Below are 25,148 nucleotides of genomic sequence, written 5' to 3' on the forward strand. Positions count from 1 at the left end.
GGAAAACTCTATGCTAGCTACAGCAAGCAAATCGGCGATGGCGACAGCGCTACCGCAAAAATCCGCACCGCCCAAGTTGCGTGCGGTGGATATCGCTTATGACGCAATCGAAAGCATGATCGTCACCCTGCAACTTAAGCCGGGCTCTCCGATTGTAGAATCAGAATTAATTGACATCACAGGCTTGGGGCGCACGCCCTTGCGTGAAGCATTGATGCGGATGTCATCCAATGGGCTAATTCTGCAACTACCAAGACGCGGTTTGATCGTCAGCGACATCGAAGCCGCAGAACACATGACATTGATAGAAACCAGACGGGTAATAGAACGTCTGATCGCCACCAGCGCAGCCCGTCGCAGCACACCGCAACACCGTAAAGACATGGTGGAATGCGCAGATCAAATGTTGGTTGCGGCTAAATTCGCTGATCTAGGTGCATATATGGCAGCCGACCAAGCCTTAGATCACGTGATACACGAAGCCTGTCGCAATCCGTCTGCGGTAGCGGCGGTCGTGCCACTTGTGATCAAATGCCGTCGCTTTTGGTATGCGTTTCAGCATGAAGGCGATATAGAAGAAGGTGCGCGTTGCCATCTGATGCTGGCGAAAGCGATCGCAAAAGGCAATGAAGAGCAAGCCTTAAAAGCAACCGACTCCTTAATGGATTATCTGGAATCGTTTGCCCGTAAGATTATCAATGGCTAGAATCTGCAAGGCATTGAGGGGAGATTACAAAGTCCATCTAATGCTACTAAGCATTAGCACTGGATGCCGGCAAGCGTTTAATGTTGGGGACGGCACTGGTGATCAGCCACAATTTAAAGCGCACCATCTGCGCATCTGCACGGCGATGCTCGGTTCGGGTTGCGAGTAAGCGCAGTAAGCCAGCTTCCGTCACACCAATTTGTCTATGACCGGGGATTGGTGCGCATTCTTCAGCCAGTAATCTTAATTCGCGCTCACCGATGGCTGGAACAATCAGCATACGCAGATCTTTTAATGGCAACCAAATGATGTCGTCGACTACGTAGAATCGTATGTGATGACTTTCAAAAGAATAGTATTTTCCCTGCCATTGATTCAATACCGAATGTCTTGCCCAGTACCAGATCGTGGGTATTAATGCGATAACAAACGGCGCAAACAAAATTCCCCACACGACAGAGACAATCGCTAGGCCAATCGGACCATAACCCGGCTCAAACCACTCCATCGCCATCCAACCTGCGTAACTCAATCCCAGGCATAGTAACAAGCGCAAGAAAAAAGACGACATCGTTCTACCTTTGCTCAATCTGCCGCAGTTGATCAGGCTTACTGCCTCGGCAATTCGTCCAACTCGCCCTGCTCGCCTTGTGATACGTCGGTCGTTTTACCTTGCCCCAGCAACACTGGTGGCACATAGGTTGCGAGCAAATGTTCGCGGCTGTCGGGCGTCTCCAGACTGACTCGTCCTAAAGCACCACTGCGATAATCTAGCAGCAAAGTGTGAGCCGCTTTTTCTAAATCCCAGTCACCACCTTTGAGGCGGTAAGCACGTTTTTTAGCAACGCCCTCAATCACACTCACGCCATCAATCCCCTCTGTGACGATGCCATAACGGGCTGTCAAAAACTTAGGATAATTTTGTAATAATTGTTCGGCTAAAAAAGTAGCGACTTCTTCTTCAATCAAGGCTTTTACACCAACTGCATGACTGGCGGCTAACATCAAGCCATCGGTCGGATGGGCGATTTTTGGCCAGAGCATGCCGGGAGTATCGACCAAAATCATATTTTTACCGAGATACAAACGCTGCTGTACTTTGGTGACGGCAGGTTCATCACCGACATTGGCGACGCGGCGATTAAGCAAAGCGTTCATCAAAGTAGATTTACCTACGTTGGGAATCCCCATAATCATCATGCGCAAGGGCTTAGTTGGTACGCCGCGATGCGGTGCGATGCTGAGCGCAATACCAGGAATTTTGGCGACGTCGGACGGTTTTTTACAACACAGTGCGACTGCGTGTACACCTTTTTGGCTGTTATAAAAATCCAGCCAAAACTTGGTGGCATGCGGATCAGCTAAATCGCTTTTATTGAGTATTTTTAAACAAGGACGCTGACGAAATGTGCGCAGTTGTTCGACCATAGGATTACAACTGGCTTGCGGAATGCGGGCATCTAAAACTTCTATCACCAGATCGGTGTTTTCCATGGTTTCTGCCGCTTTTTTGCGGGCAGCGTTCATGTGACCGGGGAACCATTGTATGGACATGCTTATTCTTCTATTTGCTAAATTCAAACCGCTATTTTACGGACTTGCGCACAAGAATTCCTGTTTAGTTTTTGGCGAGGAAAGTAACAACGAAGTCTGACACTTGCTCAGATCATCAAAAATCGGCATTTTAATGGGAGTATAGGCATAAAATGCACCTCAAAGCCAATTAATGTATGGACAATAAAATATACTATATAGCAGTATTAATTTAATGCCAGGCAAAAGAATGGCGTTTTGCTTTGACGAAAAAAGCAAACATCAATACAAAAAAGCAAAAAACTCAGCGTTAGAAAAATTCTAGCTATGCTCGTCATCCGCTCCATTCCTATCATTTTTATGCTGAGGTTTGATGTTTTTGAGACGTTTGGCGCAAGAATCTGAACATCAATCCAGCTCAGCCAGCACTTTAATATGCGCAACCACGCTGCGACCCAAAGCCGACAAGTTGTAGCCACCTTCAAGGCAGCTAACGATTTTGCCACCCGCATGCTCTTTGGCGACTTCCATAATTTTGCGGGTCATCCAACTGTAGTCCGCCTCGACTAAGCCCATCTGACCCATATCATCTTCTTTATGTGCATCAAATCCGGCAGAAATAAAGATCATTTGCGGGCGATGTTGATGCAAGGCGGGAAGCCACTGCTCCAGCACTAATTGGCGTACAACATCGCCATAGGTATGCGCTGGCACTGGAATGTTATGCATATTGGGCGCCGGATGCTCGGTACCTGAGTAGGGATAAAACGGATGCTGAAAAAAACTCACCATCAACACCCGGGGATCGTTATGAAAAATCTCTTCCGTGCCGTTGCCATGATGGACATCAAAATCGACTACCGCGATACGCTCTAGCCCATGCACCTCCATCGCATATTTAGCAGCCACAGCGACATTATTAAACATACAAAAACCCATCGCCTCGCTAGAAGTCGCATGATGTCCGGGGGGACGCACAGAGCAAAATGCATTGTCCAGCTCGCCAGCAATCACCGCGTTAGTGGCGGCAATCGCAGCACCTGCGGCACGCAGCGAGGCACGCCAGGTGAAGGCATTGAGTAAAGTATCTGCGTCTAGCGGAAAGTGCTGATGTTCTGAGTGCGCCGTGGGACAGTTTTCTCGAATCCGGTAAATGGCACTGGCGGTATGCGCGCGCGCTAAGTCAGCCTCTTCTGCCGCTGGCGCTTCACGATATTCCAACAAGCTGTCAATACGACTGGCGATCAATTGATCTTCGATGGCTTGTAATCTATCGGGAGATTCTGGATGCCATGATCCCATTTCATGCCGCTTGCAATCGGCGTGGGTATAAAACGCGGTCGTCATTATTTGCTCTTTTGATCTTCGTAGATTGATATGTCTCTTGGCGTTAGTGTCAACCTATTTGCGGCATTTTGCAAACGGGCTTATTGCCGGCTTATTGCCACCGCTTACCAATTTCCGGTTCCAGGCTAAGCATCGCTCATTTTAAAACGGTTCATGATGCGACATCCTGTAGATCTTGTATGGTGATTGCTTTAAATCAGTTTACACTCGGGTTAGTATAGTAAAACTCACCTAATTAGGACTTACGCAAAATTGTCCCAGCAAGGCGTAGCGACGACGACAGTACTTTAGGCTAGGAGCTGCAACGCAGCTGGGGCGGTTTTGCGTAAGTCCTACTAATAAGACTGACGCAAATTCATTTAATAAGGCTTAGTGCTCACTATGTTTTCAAAAGTTCATGCCGTTGCAAAACAAGTTAATCAAGTCATTATCGGCAAAGACACACAAATTCGTCAGGCCTTGGTGTGTCTGCTGGCGGGCGGTCATTTACTGATTGAGGATGTGCCAGGCGTCGGCAAAACAACCTTAGCGCATGCCCTGGCGATTTCACTTGGCTTACAATTTAATCGCCTGCAATTTACCAGCGATTTGCTGCCAGCAGATGTGGTTGGAATTTCTATTTTTGAACGTGAAAAAAATCAGTTTATTTTTCATCCTGGCCCCGTATTTACGCAGGTCTTGCTGGCAGATGAAATCAATCGTGCTACACCGAAAACTCAATCTGCTTTGCTAGAGGCGATGGAAGAACGTCAGGTCAGTGTGGAGGGCAAAACCCGTGCGCTGCCTCATCCCTTTTTTGTCATTGCGACACAAAATCCTACCCACCAAGTCGGCACATTTGCTTTGCCAGAATCGCAGCTTGATCGCTTTCTGATGTGTCTTTCTCTAGGCTATCCCGACGCAGCGGCAGAGCGCGCACTGTTGCTTGGCGAAGATCGCCGTAGTCTTCTACAAAGCCTGACCGCAGTAATGCAAGCTAATGAATTAGTTGAGGCGCAAAAATTACTGAAACATATTCATACCTCACCGTCTTTAATCGATTATGTACAAGCACTGGCACATGCCACTCGCCAGGGTGATGTTTTTGCTGATGGCATGAGCCCGCGAGCCTCTATCGCATTGCTGCAAGCAGCACGTGCATGGGCGGCATTAGAGGGACGCGATCATGTCCTGCCAGAGGATGTGCAAGCAATACTGATACCCGTCATCGCACATCGTTTGCGGCCTTTAAAATCGGTCAGCGGCAAAACCAATGCCAGCAGTGAATTGCTACAGCAAATGATGTTGCGGGTTGCGGTATAGATGCCAACTAATAATTAGTTTAGTAGGACTCACGCAAACCCACGCCAACTGCGTTGCAGCGCCTTGCTGGGACAATTGTGCATAAGTCCTGCTTAGTTAACTTTTTTAATCAGTAATAATGAACTTATTCACGAACCTACAAACTCGTTTTCGGAAAATGGTGTTTTTAGAAAACAAGCCTGAAACTGGTGAGGTATTTCTTAACCAGCGTAGAGTATTCACGTTGCCAAGCAAGCCTGGCTGGATGTTTTTGCTACTGCTGATCACTTTGTTTATTGCTGCCACCAACTACAATTTAAGCCTGGGTCTGGCGCTGACATTTGTGCTGATGTCCTGTGCCTGGGTGAGCGTGTTTTTAGGCTTCCGAAATCTGGCGCATTTGCATTTGCTCGCTGGCACAGCACAACCCGTATTTGCCGGTGAAGATGCGCAATTTACGCTGCACTTAATCAATCGCCGCAAATATGCGCGCTATGCCATCTGGGTAAGTTTTTCCAGCAAAGATGCAGCACAACATGCGGTCGATATCGCGGCATTTAGCCGCACTAGTATCCAGCTGAGCTGCTCTAGCGAAACGCGCGGTTATTTGCCCATTCCCAGAGTCAGGTTACAGACCTGGTTTCCTCTTGGTTTGCTGCGCGCCTGGAGTACCTGGTTACCCGACGTACAAGCACTGGTGTATCCGCGACCAGAACTAAATGCGCCACCCCTGCCATATCAAGGCTCAGAAAAAAATGATGGGCAAGGCCATGCAGGCAGTGAAGATTTTTCTGGCGTCAGAGCATATCAAACAGGTGACGCGCTTAAGCATCTGGCTTGGAAGCATATTGCCAAAGTTGATGTGGCCGCTGGTGGTCAGCTTGTGACAAAACAATTTTCTGGCGGCTCTGCCAGCGACATCATGCTTGATTTTGCTAGTTTGCCAAAGAACATGGATGTGGAACTGAAATTAGCACGCATGACCAGTTGGGTATTAGAAGCAGATGCCAACGCACAACCGTATGGTTTTCGACTTGGTAACAATCATTATGCCCCCGCCACGGGACAGGCACACCGGCTAGATTGCTTACGCTCTTTAGCACTATATGAAGCTTAGTATGTGGCTTAACATGAGATCAAGGCGATGACGATATCAGCCCCATTACCTGACTTACCAGACTCCCAAATCAAATCTGGGGCGAAGGCTATTTCTACATTACATAAAAGCTGGAGAAAACTCCCGCTGGCCCGTGATAAGGCCGATACCTTATTGCTGATGTTTGCCTGCTTGTTGGTTTTATTACCCCATACCAGTCAAGCGGAATGGTGGGTTTCTGTTAGCTGCCTGTGCTTATTGGCCTGGCGTGGCTGGCTCACTTTGACTGGCAGACGCATGCCACCTTCTTGGGTATTGGTACCTATTGCCAGCTTGATGATGGGCGGCGTATTCTTACATTTCCATACCTTCTTTGGACGTGATGCCGGCGTCACAATGCTGATGATGCTACTGGCTTGCAAGCTATTAGAGATGCGTGCCAAACGTGATTTATTTGTGGTGCTGTATCTGAGCTTTTTCCTGCTGCTGACACAGTTTTTAGATACTCAAACCATAGGAAGTGCCGCTTTTGCTTTGTGTGCCGTTGTTGCACTGCTGACGGCGCAATTGTCCTTCAACTACACGGGTGTTGTACCGCCTTTGATGCAACGTATTAAATTAGGATTATTGATACTGGCTCTGGCGATTCCCCTGACCATTGTTGCGTTTTATTTATTCCCCCGATTACAGGGTCCGCTATGGAGCTTACCTAGTGATGCCAATACCGGTCGCAGTGGATTATCGGACTCGATGACGCCTGGCAATATCAGTAAGTTAGCGCTATCTGAGGATATTGCGTTCCGAGTTAAATTCCCTGACTTCCCAGATAATACAGGACCAGATAAGCCCCTCTTATATTGGCGCGGTATCGTTTTGAGTCACTTCGATGGCAGAAGTTGGACTCATGACGATTTACAAAAATTTCGGCGCAGAGATAATGCAGTCAACTTTAGCGGACCAAAAATACGACAACAAATTATTCTGGAATCACAAGGACAGCGTTGGCTGTTTGGACTAGATCTTCCCACAGCACCGGCCTCACTAAATGAAGTAGGTAGCTCGCTGAATGCTCAAAGCGAATTGAACGCACCGCAAGCAATTAATAATCGCTTACGGTATGAGGTAACGTCGCAAACCCAATATAAATGGCAACCAGAGCTTAGTGCCCGGGATTTACAATCAGAAGTCGAGTTACCGCCAGGGTTTAATCCTCGCACTCTGGAGTTTGCCGCGGATTTACGGCAGCGCACGCCGGATGATCGCCGTCTAATTCAAGCCGTGTTAAATTTTTTTAGAAATGAAAAATTTAGCTACACTTTGGAACCGCCCATCTTGGGAAGAAATAGTGTGGATGATTTTTTATTCAATTCCCGCGCAGGATTTTGTGAGCACTATGCCAGCGCATTTGTAGTGTTGATGCGCGCTGTTGACATACCAGCGCGTGTCGTCACTGGCTACCAAGGTGGCGAGATGAATTTGGTAGATGGCTTTATGGAAGTGCGTCAATCTGATGCGCATGCATGGGCAGAAGTTTGGTTGCAAGACCAAGGCTGGGTCAGAGTTGACCCCACCGCAGCAGTCGCACCAGAACGTATCAGCTTAAATGTGAATAGTCGCGGACTGAACGGATTAAGAGGACTAAGTGGTTTAATGAATCTTGGTGCCAATAGCAAATCTTTGCTGTCGCGTTTACGTATGCAATTAGATGCTGTCAACAATTCTTGGAACCAATGGGTGCTAAATTACAATCCGGCAAAACAAGTCGATTTTTTACGTACACTAGGTTTAGCAGAATTAGATTGGCCTAAGTTGATGCTGATTTTTTTCGCAATTGGGACTGTGCTTATTGGACTAATTGCACTACCACTTTTATACCATCGGCCTAAAATCGCGCCTTTTGATAAACTATACTTGTATCTATGTAAAAAGCTGGCAGATAAAAAACATCCGCGTTTGTTGCACGAGGGGCCGATTGCGTATGCGAGTCGCCTGAAAAGCACACTACCGGAAACGCAATATGCACCCGTGCAAGGCTTCTTAGCCCTATACGCGGCAACCAAATATGGCAACACGAGGCAGCCAATGTCTGACGTACTACCTCAACTTAAAACACTCTTAGCGCAATGTCGCTGACCGAACGAATCTGAATGTTTTCAACTATATTTCTATGACTAATTTACGCACTAAACTGAGCAAATTTCCAAATCAACTTTTCTTAGCCGCAAGTATCACCATCCTATTTTCTGTTGCACCCAACGCTGACGCGGCAAGCAAAAAAATATCTAAGGAGCAAGAGCAATCAGCTAATAGTGCTGAATTTGTGCATTTTGCTCAATGGAAAGAGGTAGGCGAGTTTATCGACCAGATGGTTGTTAAACATGGTTTTGATAAAGCAGAGCTGGTCAATAACTTTGATAAAACTCGCTACATAGAATCAGCTATACAGTTAATGAAGCCTGCACCAAGCGGGCGACCAAAAAACTGGAAAGCTTACCGCGCACGTTTTGTGGATGCGTATCGGATTGATGCTGGCATCGCATTCTGGGACAAATATGCTGATGCTCTGAATCGTGCCGAGATTCAATACGGCGTACCTCCAGATATCATCGTAGGCTTGATTGGCGTAGAAACGGTATTTGGCCGGAATACTGGCAACTTCCGCGTCATGGATGCACTAACTACACTGGCTTTTGCCTATCCTGATACACCAACACGTACTGCGCGTATGGAGTTCTTCCGGTCAGAATTGGAGAATATGCTATTACTCTCCCGTGAGTCACAGGTTGACCCTTTCAGTTTTAAAGGATCTTATGCTGGCGCAATTGGCTGGTCACAATTTATGCCGAGCAGTATCCGTAAATTTGCTGTTGATTTCGATGGTGATGGAAAAATCGATCTGTCAGGTTCGCCAACAGATGCGATTGGCAGCGTCGCCAATTACTTATCGCTGCATGGCTGGAAAAAAAATGTTCCTACCGTATTCCCTGCGAGCTTAGCCATCGGAGAAGAGCAAAGCAGTTTATTAGACAGCTTTTTAGGGCAAGGATTAAGAGCGAGTTACAAGCTAGATGAACTGAAGACGGTAGCAACGACGGCAAGTCAAGATCCACCCGAATCTTTGCTATATGGATTAGTCAATTTGCAAAATGGAAATGAACCGACCGAATATTGGTTAGCGACGGATAATTTTTTTGCCATTACGCAATACAATCGGAGCTATTTTTACGCGATGTCTGTGATCGATTTAGGGAAAGTGATTGCAGCAGCACGAAATAAATAAACAAGAAGGAAAATCTTGCTTTTCAGAATTTTTTATAGCTCGATAAGATTTTCGCCGATTAATATTGCTAAATAGTATGTTTTAAACTACAGTAACATTATCGAATGATACATTTATGTGTAAAAAGACAATGTGTCAAGAGATTTAACAATGTTTTGCTATTTTTCTAGCAAGAAAAAGCATTTTAAAGATACAATATTACCGTTTGATTAATTTTTTATTGAGGCAACTTTTTTTGCTTTAAATAAGCTAAATAGCGAGGTAATTATGGCAAATCTGACACAGCTTGAATCCGATGAGATTGACTACGATCCGAATAATCTTCTGGATACGTTGATTAAACAATTGCACTTGAAAAACGACGCAGCTTTGTCCAGAGCGTTAGAAGTAGCACCACCAGTTATTAGTAAAATCCGTCACCGTCGTTTGCCTGTAGGTGCATCACTGTTAATTCGTATGCATGAAATTAGCGATGTCAGCATCAAAGATTTACGCGAGTTGATGGGTGATCGCCGCGCAAAATTCCGTATCAGCGACAAGCAATTCAAACCAAAAGACGCTGCGGATAATAGTTAATTTGGTACGACATCATAAGTGTCGTTAGCCAATATGAGAATACCGTAGATGTACCCAAGTACATCTACGGTATTTTTTCGTCTGTCATATCGACAAACTGCTGTAATTTAAGCTGGGAAAACCCCAGTAGACAAATAACGATCACCGCGATCACAAACGATAAATACTATGGTTGCGTTCTCAACTGTATGCGCTATACGCAAAGCGACTTCACAAGCACCAGCTGCTGAAATCCCACAAAATATTCCTTCTTCTGCAGCCATACGACGAGCCATGTGCTCAGCATCAGACTGACTCACTGACTCCTCTTGATCAACTCTGGCCTTGTCATAAATTTTAGGCAAATAAGCTTCTGGCCATTTCCGAATTCCTGGAATCGAAGATCCCTCCTCTGGCTGTGCGCCGATAATGCGTATGGCTTGATTTTGCTCTTTCAGATAGGCAGATACGCCCATTATGGTGCCGGTAGTTCCCATAGCACTGACGAAATGGGTTACCCGACCTTCAGTATCACGCCAAATTTCTGGCCCTGTAGTTTCGTAATGAGCCAAAGGATTATCAGGGTTAGCAAATTGATCCAGAATCATGCCCTTACCTTCTTTTTGCATTTGCTCTGCAAGGTCTCTGGCGTATTCCATACCACCTGTTTTAGGGGTCAATATAATCTGCGCACCGTATGCCGCCATGCTTTGACGACGTTCTATACTCAAATTCTCCGGCATCAACAGTACCATTTTGTATCCGCGCATGGCAGCAGCCATGGCTAACGCAATGCCAGTGTTGCCGCTAGTGGCTTCAATCAAGGTATCACCGGGTTTAATTCGACCGCGCTCTTCCGCGCGCTTAATCATAGACAGCGCAGGCCTATCTTTAACGGATCCTGCTGGATTATTGCCTTCTAACTTACCTAAAATAATATTATTACGTCGTTTAATTTCCGCACTGGGAATACGTTGCAACATAACAAGCGGGGTATTTCCTATGGTGTCTTCAATCGTCAGATAAGGCATAGTCGTTAGTTAGCAATTTAATGTAAAACGTCATTCTAAACGCTGTAGCAGCTTGCTGCTCACCACACGGTATTGTTGTCAGTAGAATTTGCGGCAATAAAAAAACATCTCCTGCGAGCAAGAGATGTTTTTGTTTTTTTAAACCTTTAATGCACTAACATACCGAAAACATAAAACGGAAGCATAAAACTAAATTTACTTTGATGCGGATGCCTTAGCAGACGCAGCAGGTACCGCAACCGACGCAGCCGCAGATGCACTCGCTGCTTTATCCGCTTTCATCGGTTTAGCGACTTTTTCTACTGCAGGCTTTGCTGGCGCACCAGTCTTAGCCTGACCGTTGACGGTCAAACCGGCCTCAGACAATTTGACTGCACTTTTTGCACCAACACCTTTGACGCGAGTTTCAAAATCAGTCCAATCTTTGAAATTGCCACCTTTAGTACGTTCGTCAATAATCGCTTTAGATTTGGCAGGACCAATACCTTTGATACCATCCAAAGCAGCTTGATCACCTTTATTTACATCAACATCAGCAAAGGCAAATCCCATAGAGACGACCATTGCTGCGACTGCTAATAATAATTTCTTGAACATATGAATACTCCCGAATTAAGTAAATTAACTACGTCTATTTAACTGCCAGACCAGATAGAACGATGTATCTCGTTCTGTATCAATTAACGACTTGCGGCCATACAGGTTGACAGTCAAAACAATATTAACATTAAATTAACATTAATTGACAGAAGCAAATAACTCTTCTTTAGAAACCGTAGCAGTACCTAGCTTACCTACCACAATACCGCCAGCACGATTGGCAAGCATTACGGCATCTTGTAAGCTCATACCAGACGCGATACTTGCTGCCATAGTTGCAATCACGGTGTCTCCAGCACCAGAAACGTCATACACTTCACGCGCCATAGCGGGTACATGCGTTACCTCTGTTGCTGTGTATAAACTCATTCCCTCTTCAGAGCGAGTGAGCAGCAATGCCTGTAAATCTAATTTTTGACGTAGTGCCTGGACTTTCTCTGTCAGCTCTGCCTCATTTGCCCACTCACCAATGACTTGGCGCAATTCAGACTTATTAGGTGTCAACATTGTGGCGCCAGTGTAGCGTAGAAAATCACTTCCTTTCGGATCTACCAATACTGGCTTACCAGCAAGACGGGCAGCAGAAATCATCTCCGCCACATTGACCAGACTACCTTTGGCATAATCGGACAAGACAATTAAATCGTAATCGGCAATCAGAGCGTTAAAACGGGATAGTTTATCTTTGAGTACATGCTCAGTAGGTTTTTCTTCAAAGTCAATTCGCAGTAGTTGTTGCTGGCGGCCGATGACGCGTAACTTAATGATGGTAGAAATGCTTGTATCACGGCTTAAATAACTAGTAATGCCAGACTGAGTCAATAAGCCCTCAACGATATGACCCGCCTCGTCCTCACCAATCACACCTAACAAACCCGCCTGCAAACCCAACGCTACCGTGTTGCGCGCCACATTAGCGGCACCACCAAGACGTTCCTCGCGTCTTTCAACACGAACAATAGGTACAGGTGCCTCAGGAGAAATCCGGTTAACGTCACCAAACCAATAGCGATCCAACATGACGTCGCCAGCGACCAAAATACGCTTAGATTCCAGCATACTGATCATCCGCGCGTCAACACTGAGCGACCGATGCCATGGTATTCGATACCGATTTCGGTCATCACAGCAGGCTCAAATAAATTACGTCCATCAAAAATAACAGGCTGCGTCAGAAGCGATTTAACTTGGTCAAAATCTGGACTACGAAATGCTTTCCACTCGGTCACAATCGCTAATGCATCTGCTTTTACCAAGGCATCCATAGGATTACTGGCAAAGCGAATTTTCTCTAATAATTCTGGAGTATCAGCAAAATCCAGTGCAAAAACCCGCTTGGCTTCAGGCATAGAAACGGGATCATAAACCGCAACAGTGGCGCCTTTACGCAATAATTCCGCCAACAAAACACGAGAAGAAGCAGCGCGCATATCATCAGTATTCGGTTTAAATGCCAGACCCCAAATCGCAAAATGCTTACCGCTGAGGTCATCACCAAATCGCTTGACGATTTTCTTACCAAGTACCAATTTTTGCTGCTCATTTACAGCTTCAACGGCTTGTAAAACTAATAAATCTAAACCATAGTCTTGCGCCGTACGTTCAAGGGCTTGTACGTCTTTAGGAAAGCAAGAGCCACCATAGCCACAACCAGCGTATAAGAAACTATGCCCAATACGCGGATCAGAGCCAATCCCGTGCCGCACGGCCTCAATATCAGCACCAACATGATCTGCTAGATTGGCTAATTCATTCATAAACGAGATACGCGTCGCCAACATAGCGTTAGCAGCGTATTTCGTAAATTCAGCAGAACGTACATCCATCCAATAAGTGCGCTCATGATTGCGGTTAAAAGGCATATACAGCTTCTTCATCTGTGAGCGTGCCTGATTACCCTGTGGCGTATCGTCGCAACCAATCACAATCCGATCAGGGCGCATAAAATCTTCGACTGCTGCCCCCTCTTTCAAAAATTCTGGATTGGATACAACGGAGAATTGACCATCTGAATTACGTGCAATTAACTCCGTTTTTACAGCGCTCGAAACCTTATCAGCCGTACCAACTGGCACAGTAGATTTATCGACTATGACTTTAAAGCCAGTCATATATTTGCCGATATTGCGCGCAGCGGCCAAGACATATTGCAAGTCGGCAGAACCGTCTTCATCCGGTGGAGTACCGACTGCAATAAACTGTACGTCACCATGGCTGACACTAGCCTCGATATCCGTAGAAAACTGGATACGGCCAGCAGCACGGTTACGCGCCACTAATTCTTCCAGGCCTGGCTCATGAATAGGAATCCCACCATTATTTAAAATATCGATTTTGCGCTGATCAACGTCAAGGCAAAATACATCGTTACCGAGTTCTGCCAAACAGGCACCAGTCACTAAGCCAACGTAACCCGTACCAATAATTGTAATTTTCATGTTGTGATCACAATCCTATTTAAGTTTTTACATTTTTATTTTTACAAAAATAAAAAATTAATTCATTACGTTTAATTCTTCTGTACGACGTGGCGGATACGTTTCCCAGCGACTACATCCCGGACATTGCCAATAAAATTGACGCGCTTTAAAACCACAATGGGAACACTGGTAGCGTGCTAATTTTTGTGCATATCCATGTACCAAATTTTTCACCATCGATAGCTCAGGCATTATCTCGGGAGGTGCTGACATCAAACGGGCATCAAGCAGTTTATCCAAGCCTAACAAGGTCGGCGTTCTACGTAACTCGTCACTCACTAACTGATTTGCTGCGCTAACTGTATCCAACTCCAGAGTCGCCTTAAATACGACCTCCAACAGATCGATTGAAGATGCTTCGGCAAGATAGCCTCTGAGTAAATTCAAACCCTCCTGAGGTCTCTCAAGCTTGCGATATCCATCCATCAATCTTTGCGCTACCAAGGCAACATGAGGAACACTTTGCTGCTCTACCCTGCGCCAGGCTAACAAGGCCTTTTCTATATCACCGTTAGTAAGATGTACATCCCCCATCAGAATTGCGGCACGCACGTTATGACGATCTGCTGCTAAGGCTTTATCTAACATCGCTAATGCTGCATCAGGATGCGTATGTACCAATTCGTCCTGCGCAATCTCACAATAGAATTGAGCGATTTCTTTTTGTCGACCGCCAGCACCAGATTCTTGTAATGCATAAGCTGCCTCAATCGCCCTTGCCCATTCTTTTTCACGCTGATAAATTTCCAGCAAAGCGCGCCTGGCTTGTATTGCATATTGACCAGCAACTAGCTGATTAAAAGTTTCTTCAGCTCGATCTAATAAACCAGCTTTGAGGTAATCCTGACCTAGCTCAAACATTGCCTGTGTTTGCTGATCAAGTGGTAAATCAGGACGGGATAACAAGTTTTGGTGGACACGAATAGCGCGTTCTGTTTCGCCACGACGGCGGAATAAATTACCTAGCGCAAAGTGCAACTCTACCGTCTCAGGATCAAGTTTAACAATCTCGATAAAAGCATCGATTGCTTTATCGTGTTGATCGTTTAATAGAAAATTTAGACCTCTAAAATAACCTCGAGGCAAACTACGGGATTCGGAGAGAAGCTGACGGATATCGACCCGGGCAGCAATCCAGCCAAGTGAAAAAAATAGGGGAATGCCAAGCAACCACCAGATATCAAATTCCATATTTTTATTATCGCTTTAGTGGTGTTAAATATTACGAACACTATCCGGTTGAGGTGCCTCGGTACTGGCGCGTTGGGCGGCCAATCTTTCACTTTCTATTTCTGCGATTGTTTTTTTATGTTTTGAGATATCGCGCTTATGACGGTAAACCATGGGTACCATCGCCAAAATGCCTAGCACTCCGCCAGAGAGGAAGAAGACCAACAACAAGATCACTAAAGGTGCCGATTGTTGGTAACCAAAGAAATATTGCAAGGTAACGATCTGATCATTTTTGATCGCAAAACCAAAAAAAGCGATGAATAAAATGAGGGTAATAATTCTGGAAATAATTTTCATAACAGTATCCTATCTGGGCTCTTATAGAGTTTTTGACACCGTAACACAAACTCGGTTGTTTACAAGTAATTTGCTGTATCACAGCAGAATCTATCTATTCAATCAAAAATGAATATGCAAATTATGATTCAACAAACGCATGCTTGAAATTGTACGTGAAAAAAAACGGCACATCGGTCAGACCGATATACCGCTTTCATTTTTTTGCATACTTTTTAAGACGCAGGCCACCGAAGTGACGACCTTCTCTTAATCGTCTTGTATCGGTTGCCCTACCATGGCGTCCACTCTTTCACGCAATTCTTTACCTGGTTTAAAGTGTGGAACCCGTTTTTCGGGAACCATCACTTTGTCACCAGACTTAGGATTACGTCCAATGCGGGGAGGCCGACTGTTCAAGGCAAAGCTGCCAAAACCACGGATTTCGATGCGCTGACCATTAGCCAGCACATCGGACATTGCATCCAGAATGGTTTTGACAGCGACATCCACATCTTTTGCAACCAGCTGTGGATATCGCTCTGCCAAGCGAGCAATCAACTCAGACTTTGTCATCTAAAACTCAGTATCTAAGTTGATGCTTAGTTCTTATTATCGAACTTAGCTTTCAACAACGCGCCTAAGCTTGTAGTGCCAGAAGCTGCATTGGAGTTCGAGTCAGAAGACATTTTTTGCATTGCTTCTTGTGTTTCAACGCTATCTTTTGCTTTGATAGACAATTGAATGCCACGTGCTTTGCGATCAATGTTCAATACCAAGGCTTCAACGCTATCGCCAACTTTCAGGTGTGTACCGGCATCTTCCACGCGGTCACGGGAGATTTCGGAGGCACGCAAGTAGCCTTCAACATCATCAGCCAATTGGATCACTGCGCCCTTAGCTTCAACAGATTTAACTGTACCAACAACGACTGCACCTTTGTCGTTCATTGCGCAGTAGTTATTGAATGGGTCGCCTTCGAGTTGTTTAACACCCAAAGAAACGCGCTCACGCTCAACATCGATTGCCAGAACGATTGCTTCCAGTTCGTCACCTTTTTTGAAGCCGCGAACTGCTTCTTCGCCAGTTTCGTTCCAGGACAAATCAGACAAATGCACCAAACCGTCGATATTGCCGGACAAACCAATGAACACGCCGAAATCAGTGATGGACTTGATCGCGCCGCGAACTTTGTCACCTTTCTTATGGTTGATCGCAAAATCATCCCAAGGATTGGCTTTGCACTGTTTCATACCGAGGCTGATACGACGACGATCTTCGTCGATTTCCAGAACCATGACTTCAACTTCGTCGCCCAATTGAACAACTTTATTTGGTGCTACGTTTTTGTTAGTCCAATCCATTTCGGAAACGTGAACCAAACCTTCAATACCTTGCTCGACTTCAACAAACGCGCCGTAGTCAGTCAGATTGGTTACTTTACCGAACAGACGTGTGTGTTGTGGGTAACGACGTGACAGACCAGTCCATGGATCATCGCCCAATTGTTTTACGCCCAGAGAAACGCGATTTTTCTCTTGGTCAAATTTCAGGATTTTTGCAGTGATTTCTTGACCAACTGTCAACACCTCTGAAGGGTGACGTACACGACGCCATGCCAGATCAGTAATGTGCAACAGGCCGTCAATACCGCCCAGATCCACGAACGCGCCGTAGTCAGTGATATTTTTAACGATACCAGTAACAACTGTGCCTTCTTTCAGGGTTTCCATCAGTTTTTGACGCTCTTCGCCCATAGACGCTTCAACTACAGCGCGGCGGGACAGAACGACGTTGTTACGCTTACGATCCAGCTTGATAACCTTGAATTCCATGGTCTTGCCTTCGTAAGGAGTTGTATCCTTAACTGGGCGTGTATCAACCAAAGAACCTGGCAAGAAAGCGCGGATGCCGTTCGTGAGAACAGTCAAACCACCTTTAACTTTACCATTGACGGTACCAGTAACAATCTCGCCAGACTCCAGCGCTTTTTCCAGCGCGAGCCATGAGGCTAGACGTTTTGCTTTGTCGCGTGACAAAATTGTGTCGCCGAAACCGTTTTCCAGCGAATCAATCGCTACGGAAACGAAATCGCCGATGTTAACTTCCAGCTCACCTTGGTCGTTTTTGAATTCTTCAACAGGGATAAAGGCTTCAGATTTGAGGCCAGCGTTCACGATCACGAAATTGTGGTCGATACGAACGACTTCAGCAGAGATTACTTCACCGGAACGCATATCCTGACGTGACAGGGATTCTTCGAATAAAGCTGCGAAGCTATCTGCACCGGTAGCAAAATCTTGGGACATAAAAACAGTAGACATAGGGTACTCGAGTTATCCAGAACACGGCAAAAGCGCTGTGTACACTGGGTTAGGTTAAACAAACCCGCACTGACTTTGCATCAGCTTGGGCACTTCAACATTGATTTTCAAAAGATAAATTGATTGAGAATCAAATTCATTTGCAGGCTTTTTAGAACATTTATTGGCTTGCTAATTTGCATGTTGCAGCATATAAATCCAGTACGGTTTGCACCGCCTGCTCGACCCCCATTGCTGATGTGTCGAGGATATATGCCCCTGATGCTGGCTTGAGCGGCGCTGCGGTGCGGGCACTATCTCTCGCATCGCGTTCCGTCAAATCCTTTATCAAGTCTTCCATATTAGCAGAAAAACCCTTTTCAATCAATTGCTTATATCGTCTTGATGCGCGGGCATCAACACTTGCCGTAAGATAAATTTTCTGGGTTGCGTCAGGAAAAATCACCGTCCCCATATCACGTCCATCTGCCACTAATCCGGGCGCATAACGGAATGCAACTTGCAAATCGACCAAGGCTTTTCTGAGCTCTGGCAATACTGCGATTTTTGAAGCCGCAACACCAATAGATTCCGCTCTGACGGCGTCAGTAACATCTTTATCATCAAGCAACACATGGCCATGTACAAAACGACACGGCAGCTCACGTGCTAATGCGGCCAGACTAATTTCATCATCTAAGGCAATGTGTTTTTGCTGCGCCGACAAAGCCGTTAAGCGATATAAGGCGCCAGAATCCAGGTAGTGGAATCCTAACTGCTTGGCAACGCGGTGCGCCACCGTACCTTTGCCGGAGGCAGTTGGTCCATCAATCGTAATTACTGGCACTATCGACATCATCAAAACAATTCCTTATGGTTAATTTTGGCAAACGCCTCGAAATAATCGGGGAAAGTTTTCGCTACGCATTTAGGATCATTGATACGCATTGCAGCGCCGCGACGAGCAGCGCCATCCAAAGTAGCAAGGGAAAAACACATTGCCATGCGGTGATCATCGTAAGTATCAATAGTAGCAGGCAAAATCTCGGCAGGCGGGGTGACGGTCATATAATCTGCACCCTCTTCGACCAGCGCACCGAGCTTACGCAGCTCTGTCGCCATGGCGGCGATGCGATCTGTTTCCTTAACGCGCCAGCTGGCAATATTACGCAAAGTCGTGGTGCCATTGGCATACAAAGCAGCAACCGCAATCGTCATCGCTGCATCGGGGATATGGTTGAAATCCATATCGATGGCTTGCAATACGCCATTCGATTTAGCCTCTATCCAGTTGTCACCACGTGTGATTGTCGCGCCCATTTTCTCCAAGGCTTCTGCAAAACGCACATCGCCCTGGATACTATGCAAACCAACGCCTTCGACCCGTACTGGCCCGCCAGCAATCGCGCCTGCTGCAAGAAAATAAGACGCAGACGATGCGTCACCTTCGACATGAATCACCTCTGGCGACACATATCGCTGACCTGTCGCAATCGTAAATGCTTGCCAGCCATCGCGTTGCACAGTTACGCCAAAACGCTGCATCAGATTCAAGGTGATTTCGATATAGGGTTTAGAAATCAACTCACCAATCACTTCAATCGTTACATCATGATCACGCGCCATCAGCGGCGCTGCCATTAGCAATGCGGTCAAAAATTGACTGGAGACATTACCTTTGACTTGCAAACAATGCGCATGAATGTGACCGCGACGAATGTGCAGCGGTGGGAAGCCAGGATTACCGGTGTACTCAATCTGCGCACCGACTTGGTTTAACGCATCGACCAGATCACCGATCGGCCGCTCATGCATACGCGAGACGCCGTGCAAGGTGTAGTCGCCACCAATCACTGCCAGAGCAGCGACCAGCGGACGGATCGCCGTACCTGCATTACCCATAAATAAATCAGCCTGATGCTGCGGCAATACACCATCCACGCCAGTCACGGTGTAATTCTGGGTTGCACCGTCCTGTGTCCAATGTACGCCAAGCTTTTGCAACGCCGTCAGCATGACTAAGGTGTCGTCAGACGCCAGCAACTCCAAAATCTGCGTAGTGCCTTGTGCTAGCGCGGCCAGAAGCAAGGTGCGGTTTGAAATACTTTTAGAACCTGGCAAACGCACTGTGCCTTGTGCCTGCATTACAGGATGCAAATCGAGGTAATGTGGATAATGTTTAGCGGCTTGACTCATTTGGCTGATGGACTCATACAGATGTTAGGTGATAACGAGAACTGGTAGGAAACTGCTATTTTTTAAATTTTGGTGAAAAGTAATTAGGGCTTAGGCAAATTTCTCAGGCAAGGACTAGCGACCAAAACATTAGCCTGATAGCTTAGCGCTTTGGAATCTCCGCCTTATATCAGTAAAAGTAGGAGCATGACCAGAATCGGCAACGCAGCCGAAGCAGTTTTGCGCAAATACTGACAATACTTTTACCCCCCACAATCCATACTCCACTAGGGTATATTTAAGTTGTCCATAGAATTATTAGACAATAAGGCTATTTTATAAAAAAATAAGGGGAGTATATTAAATCAATCAGGTAATCACAGCACCTAAGCCATAACATCTGAAGCTCAATCCCCACCCTCTTTGTTCTGCTTCTCAGCGGCTTCTATCGCCTTAATCCAGTTATGTCGTGCCGCCTGCGCATGACTGTAAATCGATTCGATCCCAGATGCGTTGGCGTTCACTAAATGCTCACGCAAAATTGCTAGTCGTGCCGTGTAGGAATCAAGTTCCTGCAACATGGCAGCTCGGTTCGCCAAGGTAATATCACGCCACATCTCTGGCGACGAACCAGCGATCCGCGTAAAGTCGCGAAAACCGCTGGCAGCATATTGAAATAAAGTATCCGCATGCGGCTTGCGCGCAATGTCGTCCACCAGAGCGTACGCCAGCAAATGTGGCAAATGACTGATAGATGCGAACACTGCATCGTGTTCTGCCGGACTGAGATGATGAATGATAGCGCCGCATTGCTGCCACGCATACGCGACTCTGGCAACCGCCTCATCCGTGTTCTCAGGCAAGCTCGTGATCACGGCTTTTTTGCCTACATATAAATCGGCCAGCGCAGCGTCCGGACCATTTTGTTCACGTCCTGCAATCGGGTGCGCGGGCACAAATTGCGCGAGCTGATTGCCCATCACTTGCCGTGCTGCGGCAACTACATCCGACTTAGTGCTACCGGCATCAGTCACAATAGTATTGGGCTGTAAATAAGGCTGAATCGAGGACAAGATCGCTGCCGTCTGTGCGACTGGCGCAGCGATCAATACCAGATCGGCATCCCGCACTGCGGCGGCAGCGGAATCAGCAATCTCATCAATGATGCCGAGTTGCTGCGCACGCTGCAAGGATGCCAAGCTGCGACCGACGCCCACCACGTGCTCAACTGCGCCCGCCTTTTTTAAGGCTAAAGCGAATGAGCCGCCAATCAGACCAACGCCAAAGATGGCGACCCGCTTCAGCCGGTGCTGTTGCTGGTCTTGCGGTGCTATCGACTTCAACTTGTCGTCACTCGTCATCATGTTTCAGGCAGCCAGTATCTCTTTTAGAGCGGTGATAAATGCCGCATTCTCTTCTGGCAAACCAATAGAAATACGCAGGAACTGCGGCAAGCCGTAATTGCCGACTGGACGCACGATGATGCCGCGCTTGAGCAACTCCAGATTGATACGTGCGCCCGCGCTGTCTTCATTACCGACTTTGACTAATACAAAGTTGCCAAAAGATGGCACAAAATCGAGACTCAACTCTTTAAACGCGCTGGTCAGCTGGACGTAACCATCCGCATTCAGTTTTGCGCTTTTTTGCAAAAACTCTGCATCATTCAAGGCAGCGACAGCAGCAGCTTGCGCCATTGAATTGACGTTAAACGGCTGGCGTACACGGTTCAATAAATCAGTGATGCCCGGTTGTGCAATCCCAAAACCAATACGCAAACCAGCCAGGCCATACGCCTTGGACATAGTGCGCGATACCAGCAAATTAGGGAACTGTCTGACCCAGGCGATAGAGTCATATTGCAAGTCGGCGGCGAGGAATTCGTTATACGCTTCATCGAGAACGACAACGACATCGACAGGCACTTTTTTCAGGAAGGCTTCGATCTCCGCCGCCGGCAAAAACGTCCCTGTCGGATTGTTAGGATTGGCGATGAAAACTAATTTAGTATCCGCAGTAATTGCTGCCGCCATTGCGACTAGATCATGTCCAAAATCTTTCGCCGCAACCACAATCGCGCGTCCGCCAACGGCTTGCGTCGCCAATGGATACACGGCAAATGAATATTGTGCAAATACGACCGACTGGCCTGGCTCAACAAAAGAATGTGCAGCCAATTCCAGAATGTCGTTACTGCCATTGCCTAAGGTAATCCAATCTTGCGGCACATTGTATTTCGCCATGATCGCGGCTTTTAATTCAAAGCCATTTGCATCAGGATAGCGCCCCAGATCAGCAGCAGCTTTCAGCATTGCTGCTTGCGCAGATTGCGGTACACCGAGCGGATTTTCATTCGATGCCAGTTTGACGATTTTTGATTCGTCTAGACCAAATTCACGCGCCACTTCAGAGATAGGCTTGCCGCCTTGGTAAGGGGCAATTGCGCGAACATAGGCGGGACCAAATTGTGTAGACATAGCTGCTCCAGAAATTGTCCAGCGTCAGGCTGGATTTACAAAAAAGGGACTTCTAAAATATCTTTAATCGAGATACAGCGCCAGAACGTGTTTGCTAACTCAGCGCAGCACTACTTCGGCGTTGCAAGGCTTTATGGTTTTGCAAGCAATAGCTGCGCCTCGATTCGCTCAAGAATGAGATTTTATAAATCCTTCAAAATTAGTCGTCCATTGTTTGCAAGGCTCTTGGAGCATTTTTGGCTTGAGAGGCTTATTTGTACTGGACATCTAACAATAGAGATTTTAAAAAACTTTTTACCGAGCTTTATTTCATCAAACAGTGCAAGGATAAGAACCTAGTATCTTAAAGAAGGCCGCGTTGTTATTTAAATCCGTCATGGCTTTAGCCACCTTCTCATCCATTACATGGCCTTCTACATCGACGTAAAAATAATATTCCCAATTGCCGGTGCGCGCTGGCCGCGACTCGAAGCGCGTCATTGACACGCCATGCTTGGATAATGGGGCAAGCAAGTTGTAAACTGCGCCGGCTTTATTTGGTACGGCCAATACCAAAGAGGTCTGATCCTTACCGCTCGGCGTTGTTTGCAAACGTCCAATCACAGCAAAACGCGTACGATTGTGAGGATCATCCTGAATGTGCGCACTAACTACGCCAAGCTGATATTGCTGTCCCGCGATTTCACTAGCAATCGCTGCCATCGTTGCGTCACCGCTGGCTATACGGGCGGCTTCTGCATTGGATGCCATGGCTTGACGTTCGATATGAGGATAATGCTGATTCAACCAGGCCTGACATTGCGCTAACGCTTGCGAGTGCGCGCAAATCCGCGTCACACCATCCATCGTGCCAGTTTTAGTCATCAAACTATGCTGTACCGGAATCGCTAATTCACCACTGATTGCAAGGCTGGTCTGGAGCAGTAAATCGAGGGTGCGGTTGATCGCGCCCTCCGTTGAATTTTCAATCGGCACGACGCCGAAATCTGCGGTACCCGCCTCGGTTGCACGGAATACTTCGTCAATCGATACGCAGGGTAAAGCTTGAATCGCATGCCCAAATTGCTGATACACCGCTTGCTCACTGAAAGTACCGACCGGCCCCAAAAATGCCACTACTACTCGACGTTCCAGTGCCCGGCAAGCCGACATAATTTCACGGAAAATCAATTGAATATCCTGACTCGCTAAGGGGCCGGGATTACGTTCAGCGACGCTGCGTAAAACTTGCGCCTCGCGCTCTGGCCGGAATACGGGTGCATTGGTCTCTGCCTTGACATGGCCGACCTCTTCCGCAACACGTGCGCGCTCATTTAATAACGAGAGTATTTGTGTATCGATGGCGTCAATTTTCTGACGCAGAGGGAATAATTTGTTATCGCTCATAAGAAACCTAAAAACCGTTTAGCGAGTTGTTGAAAACGTCGCTGTATACTTCACACTTGTACCAGTCACACTCACACCATTCTCGCTGGTTAGCGTAGCGTGATGGCAATGATGCTAGCCTCTCTTCCGACTTTTGGTCGTTGTCTTTAGCGCCACGGTTTCCAGGTGATGGTGAGTGCCATGCAAAGAAAGGGCTAAAGAAAAGAAGCTATCAGGTTGCTCGCCGCTCATGCATGAGCGCGGGCAAATTCTTTCATAAAACTAACCAGGGCTTGTACGCCTTCGATCGGCATCGCGTTATAAATCGAGGCACGCATACCGCCGACTGATTTATGTCCTTTTAATTGCAACAACCCGTGTTGCTTGGCTTGCGCTAAAAACTCCGCATTTAAACTTTCGTCATTCAAAAAGAACGGCACGTTCATACGTGAACGGCAATCCTTAGCAACCCGATTGACGTAAAAATTTGAGGCGTCTAGATAGTCGTACAACAATTGCGCTTTGGCGATATTTTTTTGCTCCATCGCTGCGACACCACCCTGGCGCTTTAGCCATTGGAATACCAAGCCTGCAATATAGATCGCATACGTGGGCGGCGTGTTGTACATGGAATCATTGTCTGCAACAATTTTCCAGTTAAATGCTGACGGGCAAATTGGTAACGCATCGCCAAGTAAATCGTCACGCACAATAACAATCGTCAAACCGGCGGGGCCGATATTTTTTTGTGCGCCACCAAAAATCACACCATATTTGGCAACATCAATCACGCGCGACAGAATATGCGAGGACATATCAGCCACAATAGGCGCGCCGCCCGTATCGGCATTCACATCCGGTGCGAACTGGTATTCAACGCCATCGATCGTTTCGTTGGTACAGATATGCACGTAAGCTGCGTCTTGAGACAACTTCCAGCTTTCACGTGCCGGGATTGCAGTATGTCCATTGTCTTCTGCTGAAGCGGCAACGTTCACATTACCGTACTTATGCGCTTCTTTGATCGACTTCGCAGTCCATGAGCCCGTGTGAATAAAATCTGCAGTTGCCGGCTGCGGCTTGCGCCCCATCAGGTTCATGGGGACAATTGCGTTTTCACCTAAACCACCACCTTGCAGAAACAGAATTTTGTAATTATCCGGTACTGCCAGCAGCTCGCGCAGATCACTTTGCGCTGCTGCAATAATCGACATAAATTCTGGTCCGCGATGACTCATTTCCATGACCGACATGCCGCTACCATGCCAGTTCAACATTTCTGCTGCTGCCTGCTGCAACACCTCTTTAGGTAATACGGCAGGACCAGCAGAAAAATTGTAAATCGCTGTCCCGTTATTGGTCATGGTATTAGTCACGCTATCGGTCACTGTATCAATCACATTGGCGGTT

General features: G+C 46.8%; 23 protein-coding genes. 6 read left to right on the top strand and 17 right to left on the bottom strand.

Annotated elements, in window-relative coordinates:
* Window positions 1-10: 10 nt before the first annotated feature.
* Window positions 11-706 carry a GntR family transcriptional regulator gene (locus AAKU61_RS09600; RefSeq protein ID WP_354331693.1) on the top strand — a complete coding sequence of 232 codons (696 nt, stop codon included), beginning with the start codon at window positions 11-13 and terminating at the stop codon, window positions 704-706.
* A gap of 46 nt (window positions 707-752) precedes the next feature.
* Here the strand turns inward: AAKU61_RS09600 and AAKU61_RS09605 are convergent, their stop codons facing one another.
* From AAKU61_RS09605 to AAKU61_RS09615, 3 genes are all read right to left on the bottom strand, one after another.
* Window positions 753-1,277, bottom strand: a complete 525-nt coding sequence (locus AAKU61_RS09605; RefSeq protein WP_354331695.1) for a hypothetical protein — start codon at window positions 1,275-1,277, stop codon at window positions 753-755.
* 38 nt (window positions 1,278-1,315) lie between these two features.
* The gene (ylqF, locus tag AAKU61_RS09610) at window positions 1,316-2,260 is read right to left on the bottom strand and encodes a ribosome biogenesis GTPase YlqF (protein WP_354331697.1); all 945 of its coding nucleotides are present in this window, start codon (window positions 2,258-2,260) and stop codon (window positions 1,316-1,318) included.
* Window positions 2,261-2,647: 387 nt separating this feature from the next.
* Complete coding sequence (locus AAKU61_RS09615) at window positions 2,648-3,586, bottom strand: histone deacetylase family protein (RefSeq protein ID WP_322119706.1); 939 nt, start codon at window positions 3,584-3,586, stop codon at window positions 2,648-2,650.
* Window positions 3,587-3,967: 381 nt separating this feature from the next.
* Here AAKU61_RS09615 and AAKU61_RS09620 point away from each other — a divergent pair, with 381 nt between their 5' ends.
* From AAKU61_RS09620 to AAKU61_RS09640, 5 genes are all read left to right on the top strand, one after another.
* Window positions 3,968-4,888: an AAA family ATPase gene (locus AAKU61_RS09620; protein WP_354331699.1), complete on the top strand. Its 921-nt coding sequence runs from the start codon at window positions 3,968-3,970 to the stop codon at window positions 4,886-4,888.
* A 118-nt stretch (window positions 4,889-5,006) separates the two neighbouring features.
* On the top strand, window positions 5,007-5,984 hold the full coding sequence (locus AAKU61_RS09625; protein ID WP_354331701.1) for a DUF58 domain-containing protein: 978 nt from the start codon (window positions 5,007-5,009) through the stop codon (window positions 5,982-5,984).
* 27 nt (window positions 5,985-6,011) lie between these two features.
* Window positions 6,012-8,096, top strand: a complete 2,085-nt coding sequence (locus AAKU61_RS09630; RefSeq protein ID WP_354331703.1) for a transglutaminase TgpA family protein — start codon at window positions 6,012-6,014, stop codon at window positions 8,094-8,096.
* Between the two features lie 34 nt (window positions 8,097-8,130).
* Window positions 8,131-9,243 (top strand): lytic murein transglycosylase B, encoded by a 1,113-nt coding sequence (mltB, locus tag AAKU61_RS09635; RefSeq protein WP_354331705.1) that lies wholly within the window; start codon window positions 8,131-8,133, stop codon window positions 9,241-9,243.
* Window positions 9,244-9,510: 267 nt separating this feature from the next.
* Window positions 9,511-9,819, top strand: a complete 309-nt coding sequence (locus AAKU61_RS09640; RefSeq protein WP_322119711.1) for a hypothetical protein — start codon at window positions 9,511-9,513, stop codon at window positions 9,817-9,819.
* Window positions 9,820-9,926: 107 nt separating this feature from the next.
* On the opposite strand, the gene cysM is transcribed toward AAKU61_RS09640, so the two are convergent.
* The 14 genes from cysM to serC all read right to left on the bottom strand — a co-directional run bounded on the left by cysM (window position 9,927) and on the right by serC (window position 25,102).
* Entirely contained in the window at window positions 9,927-10,829 is a 903-nt protein-coding gene (gene cysM / locus AAKU61_RS09645) for a cysteine synthase CysM (protein WP_354331707.1), read from the bottom strand.
* Window positions 10,830-11,024: 195 nt separating this feature from the next.
* Window positions 11,025-11,426, bottom strand: a complete 402-nt coding sequence (locus AAKU61_RS09650; RefSeq protein WP_354331709.1) for a ComEA family DNA-binding protein — start codon at window positions 11,424-11,426, stop codon at window positions 11,025-11,027.
* 141 nt (window positions 11,427-11,567) lie between these two features.
* A complete protein-coding gene (gene rfaE1 / locus AAKU61_RS09655; protein WP_354331711.1) occupies window positions 11,568-12,488 on the bottom strand; it encodes a D-glycero-beta-D-manno-heptose-7-phosphate kinase in 921 nt (306 codons plus the stop codon).
* Between the two features lie 5 nt (window positions 12,489-12,493).
* The gene (locus AAKU61_RS09660; RefSeq protein ID WP_354331713.1) at window positions 12,494-13,867 is read right to left on the bottom strand and encodes a UDP-glucose dehydrogenase family protein; all 1,374 of its coding nucleotides are present in this window, start codon (window positions 13,865-13,867) and stop codon (window positions 12,494-12,496) included.
* A 57-nt stretch (window positions 13,868-13,924) separates the two neighbouring features.
* Window positions 13,925-15,100 carry a lipopolysaccharide assembly protein LapB gene (gene lapB, locus AAKU61_RS09665; RefSeq protein WP_354331715.1) on the bottom strand — a complete coding sequence of 392 codons (1,176 nt, stop codon included), beginning with the start codon at window positions 15,098-15,100 and terminating at the stop codon, window positions 13,925-13,927.
* 24 nt (window positions 15,101-15,124) lie between these two features.
* Window positions 15,125-15,439 carry a LapA family protein gene (locus AAKU61_RS09670; RefSeq protein ID WP_322119717.1) on the bottom strand — a complete coding sequence of 105 codons (315 nt, stop codon included), beginning with the start codon at window positions 15,437-15,439 and terminating at the stop codon, window positions 15,125-15,127.
* Between the two features lie 249 nt (window positions 15,440-15,688).
* Complete coding sequence (locus AAKU61_RS09675; protein WP_322119718.1) at window positions 15,689-15,994, bottom strand: integration host factor subunit beta; 306 nt, start codon at window positions 15,992-15,994, stop codon at window positions 15,689-15,691.
* 26 nt (window positions 15,995-16,020) lie between these two features.
* Window positions 16,021-17,742: a 30S ribosomal protein S1 gene (gene rpsA, locus AAKU61_RS09680; RefSeq protein ID WP_322119719.1), complete on the bottom strand. Its 1,722-nt coding sequence runs from the start codon at window positions 17,740-17,742 to the stop codon at window positions 16,021-16,023.
* Window positions 17,743-17,902: 160 nt separating this feature from the next.
* The gene (cmk, locus tag AAKU61_RS09685) at window positions 17,903-18,580 is read right to left on the bottom strand and encodes a (d)CMP kinase (protein ID WP_354331734.1); all 678 of its coding nucleotides are present in this window, start codon (window positions 18,578-18,580) and stop codon (window positions 17,903-17,905) included.
* Window positions 18,580-19,917: a 3-phosphoshikimate 1-carboxyvinyltransferase gene (gene aroA, locus AAKU61_RS09690; protein ID WP_354331718.1), complete on the bottom strand. Its 1,338-nt coding sequence runs from the start codon at window positions 19,915-19,917 to the stop codon at window positions 18,580-18,582. Before aroA ends, cmk begins: the two co-directional genes overlap by 1 nt.
* Window positions 19,918-20,303: 386 nt before the next feature.
* Window positions 20,304-21,257: a prephenate dehydrogenase gene (locus AAKU61_RS09695; RefSeq protein WP_354331736.1), complete on the bottom strand. Its 954-nt coding sequence runs from the start codon at window positions 21,255-21,257 to the stop codon at window positions 20,304-20,306.
* A 6-nt stretch (window positions 21,258-21,263) separates the two neighbouring features.
* Window positions 21,264-22,373, bottom strand: a complete 1,110-nt coding sequence (gene hisC, locus AAKU61_RS09700; RefSeq protein WP_354331720.1) for a histidinol-phosphate transaminase — start codon at window positions 22,371-22,373, stop codon at window positions 21,264-21,266.
* A 312-nt stretch (window positions 22,374-22,685) separates the two neighbouring features.
* Window positions 22,686-23,759 carry a prephenate dehydratase gene (gene pheA / locus AAKU61_RS09705; RefSeq protein ID WP_354331721.1) on the bottom strand — a complete coding sequence of 358 codons (1,074 nt, stop codon included), beginning with the start codon at window positions 23,757-23,759 and terminating at the stop codon, window positions 22,686-22,688.
* Window positions 23,760-23,986: 227 nt separating this feature from the next.
* Window positions 23,987-25,102: a 3-phosphoserine/phosphohydroxythreonine transaminase gene (gene serC / locus AAKU61_RS09710; RefSeq protein ID WP_354331738.1), complete on the bottom strand. Its 1,116-nt coding sequence runs from the start codon at window positions 25,100-25,102 to the stop codon at window positions 23,987-23,989.
* Window positions 25,103-25,148: the final 46 nt, after the last annotated feature.

The organism is Undibacterium sp. GrIS 1.2, assembly GCF_040544435.1.
Taxonomy (GTDB): Bacteria; Pseudomonadota; Gammaproteobacteria; order Burkholderiales; family Burkholderiaceae_D; genus Undibacterium.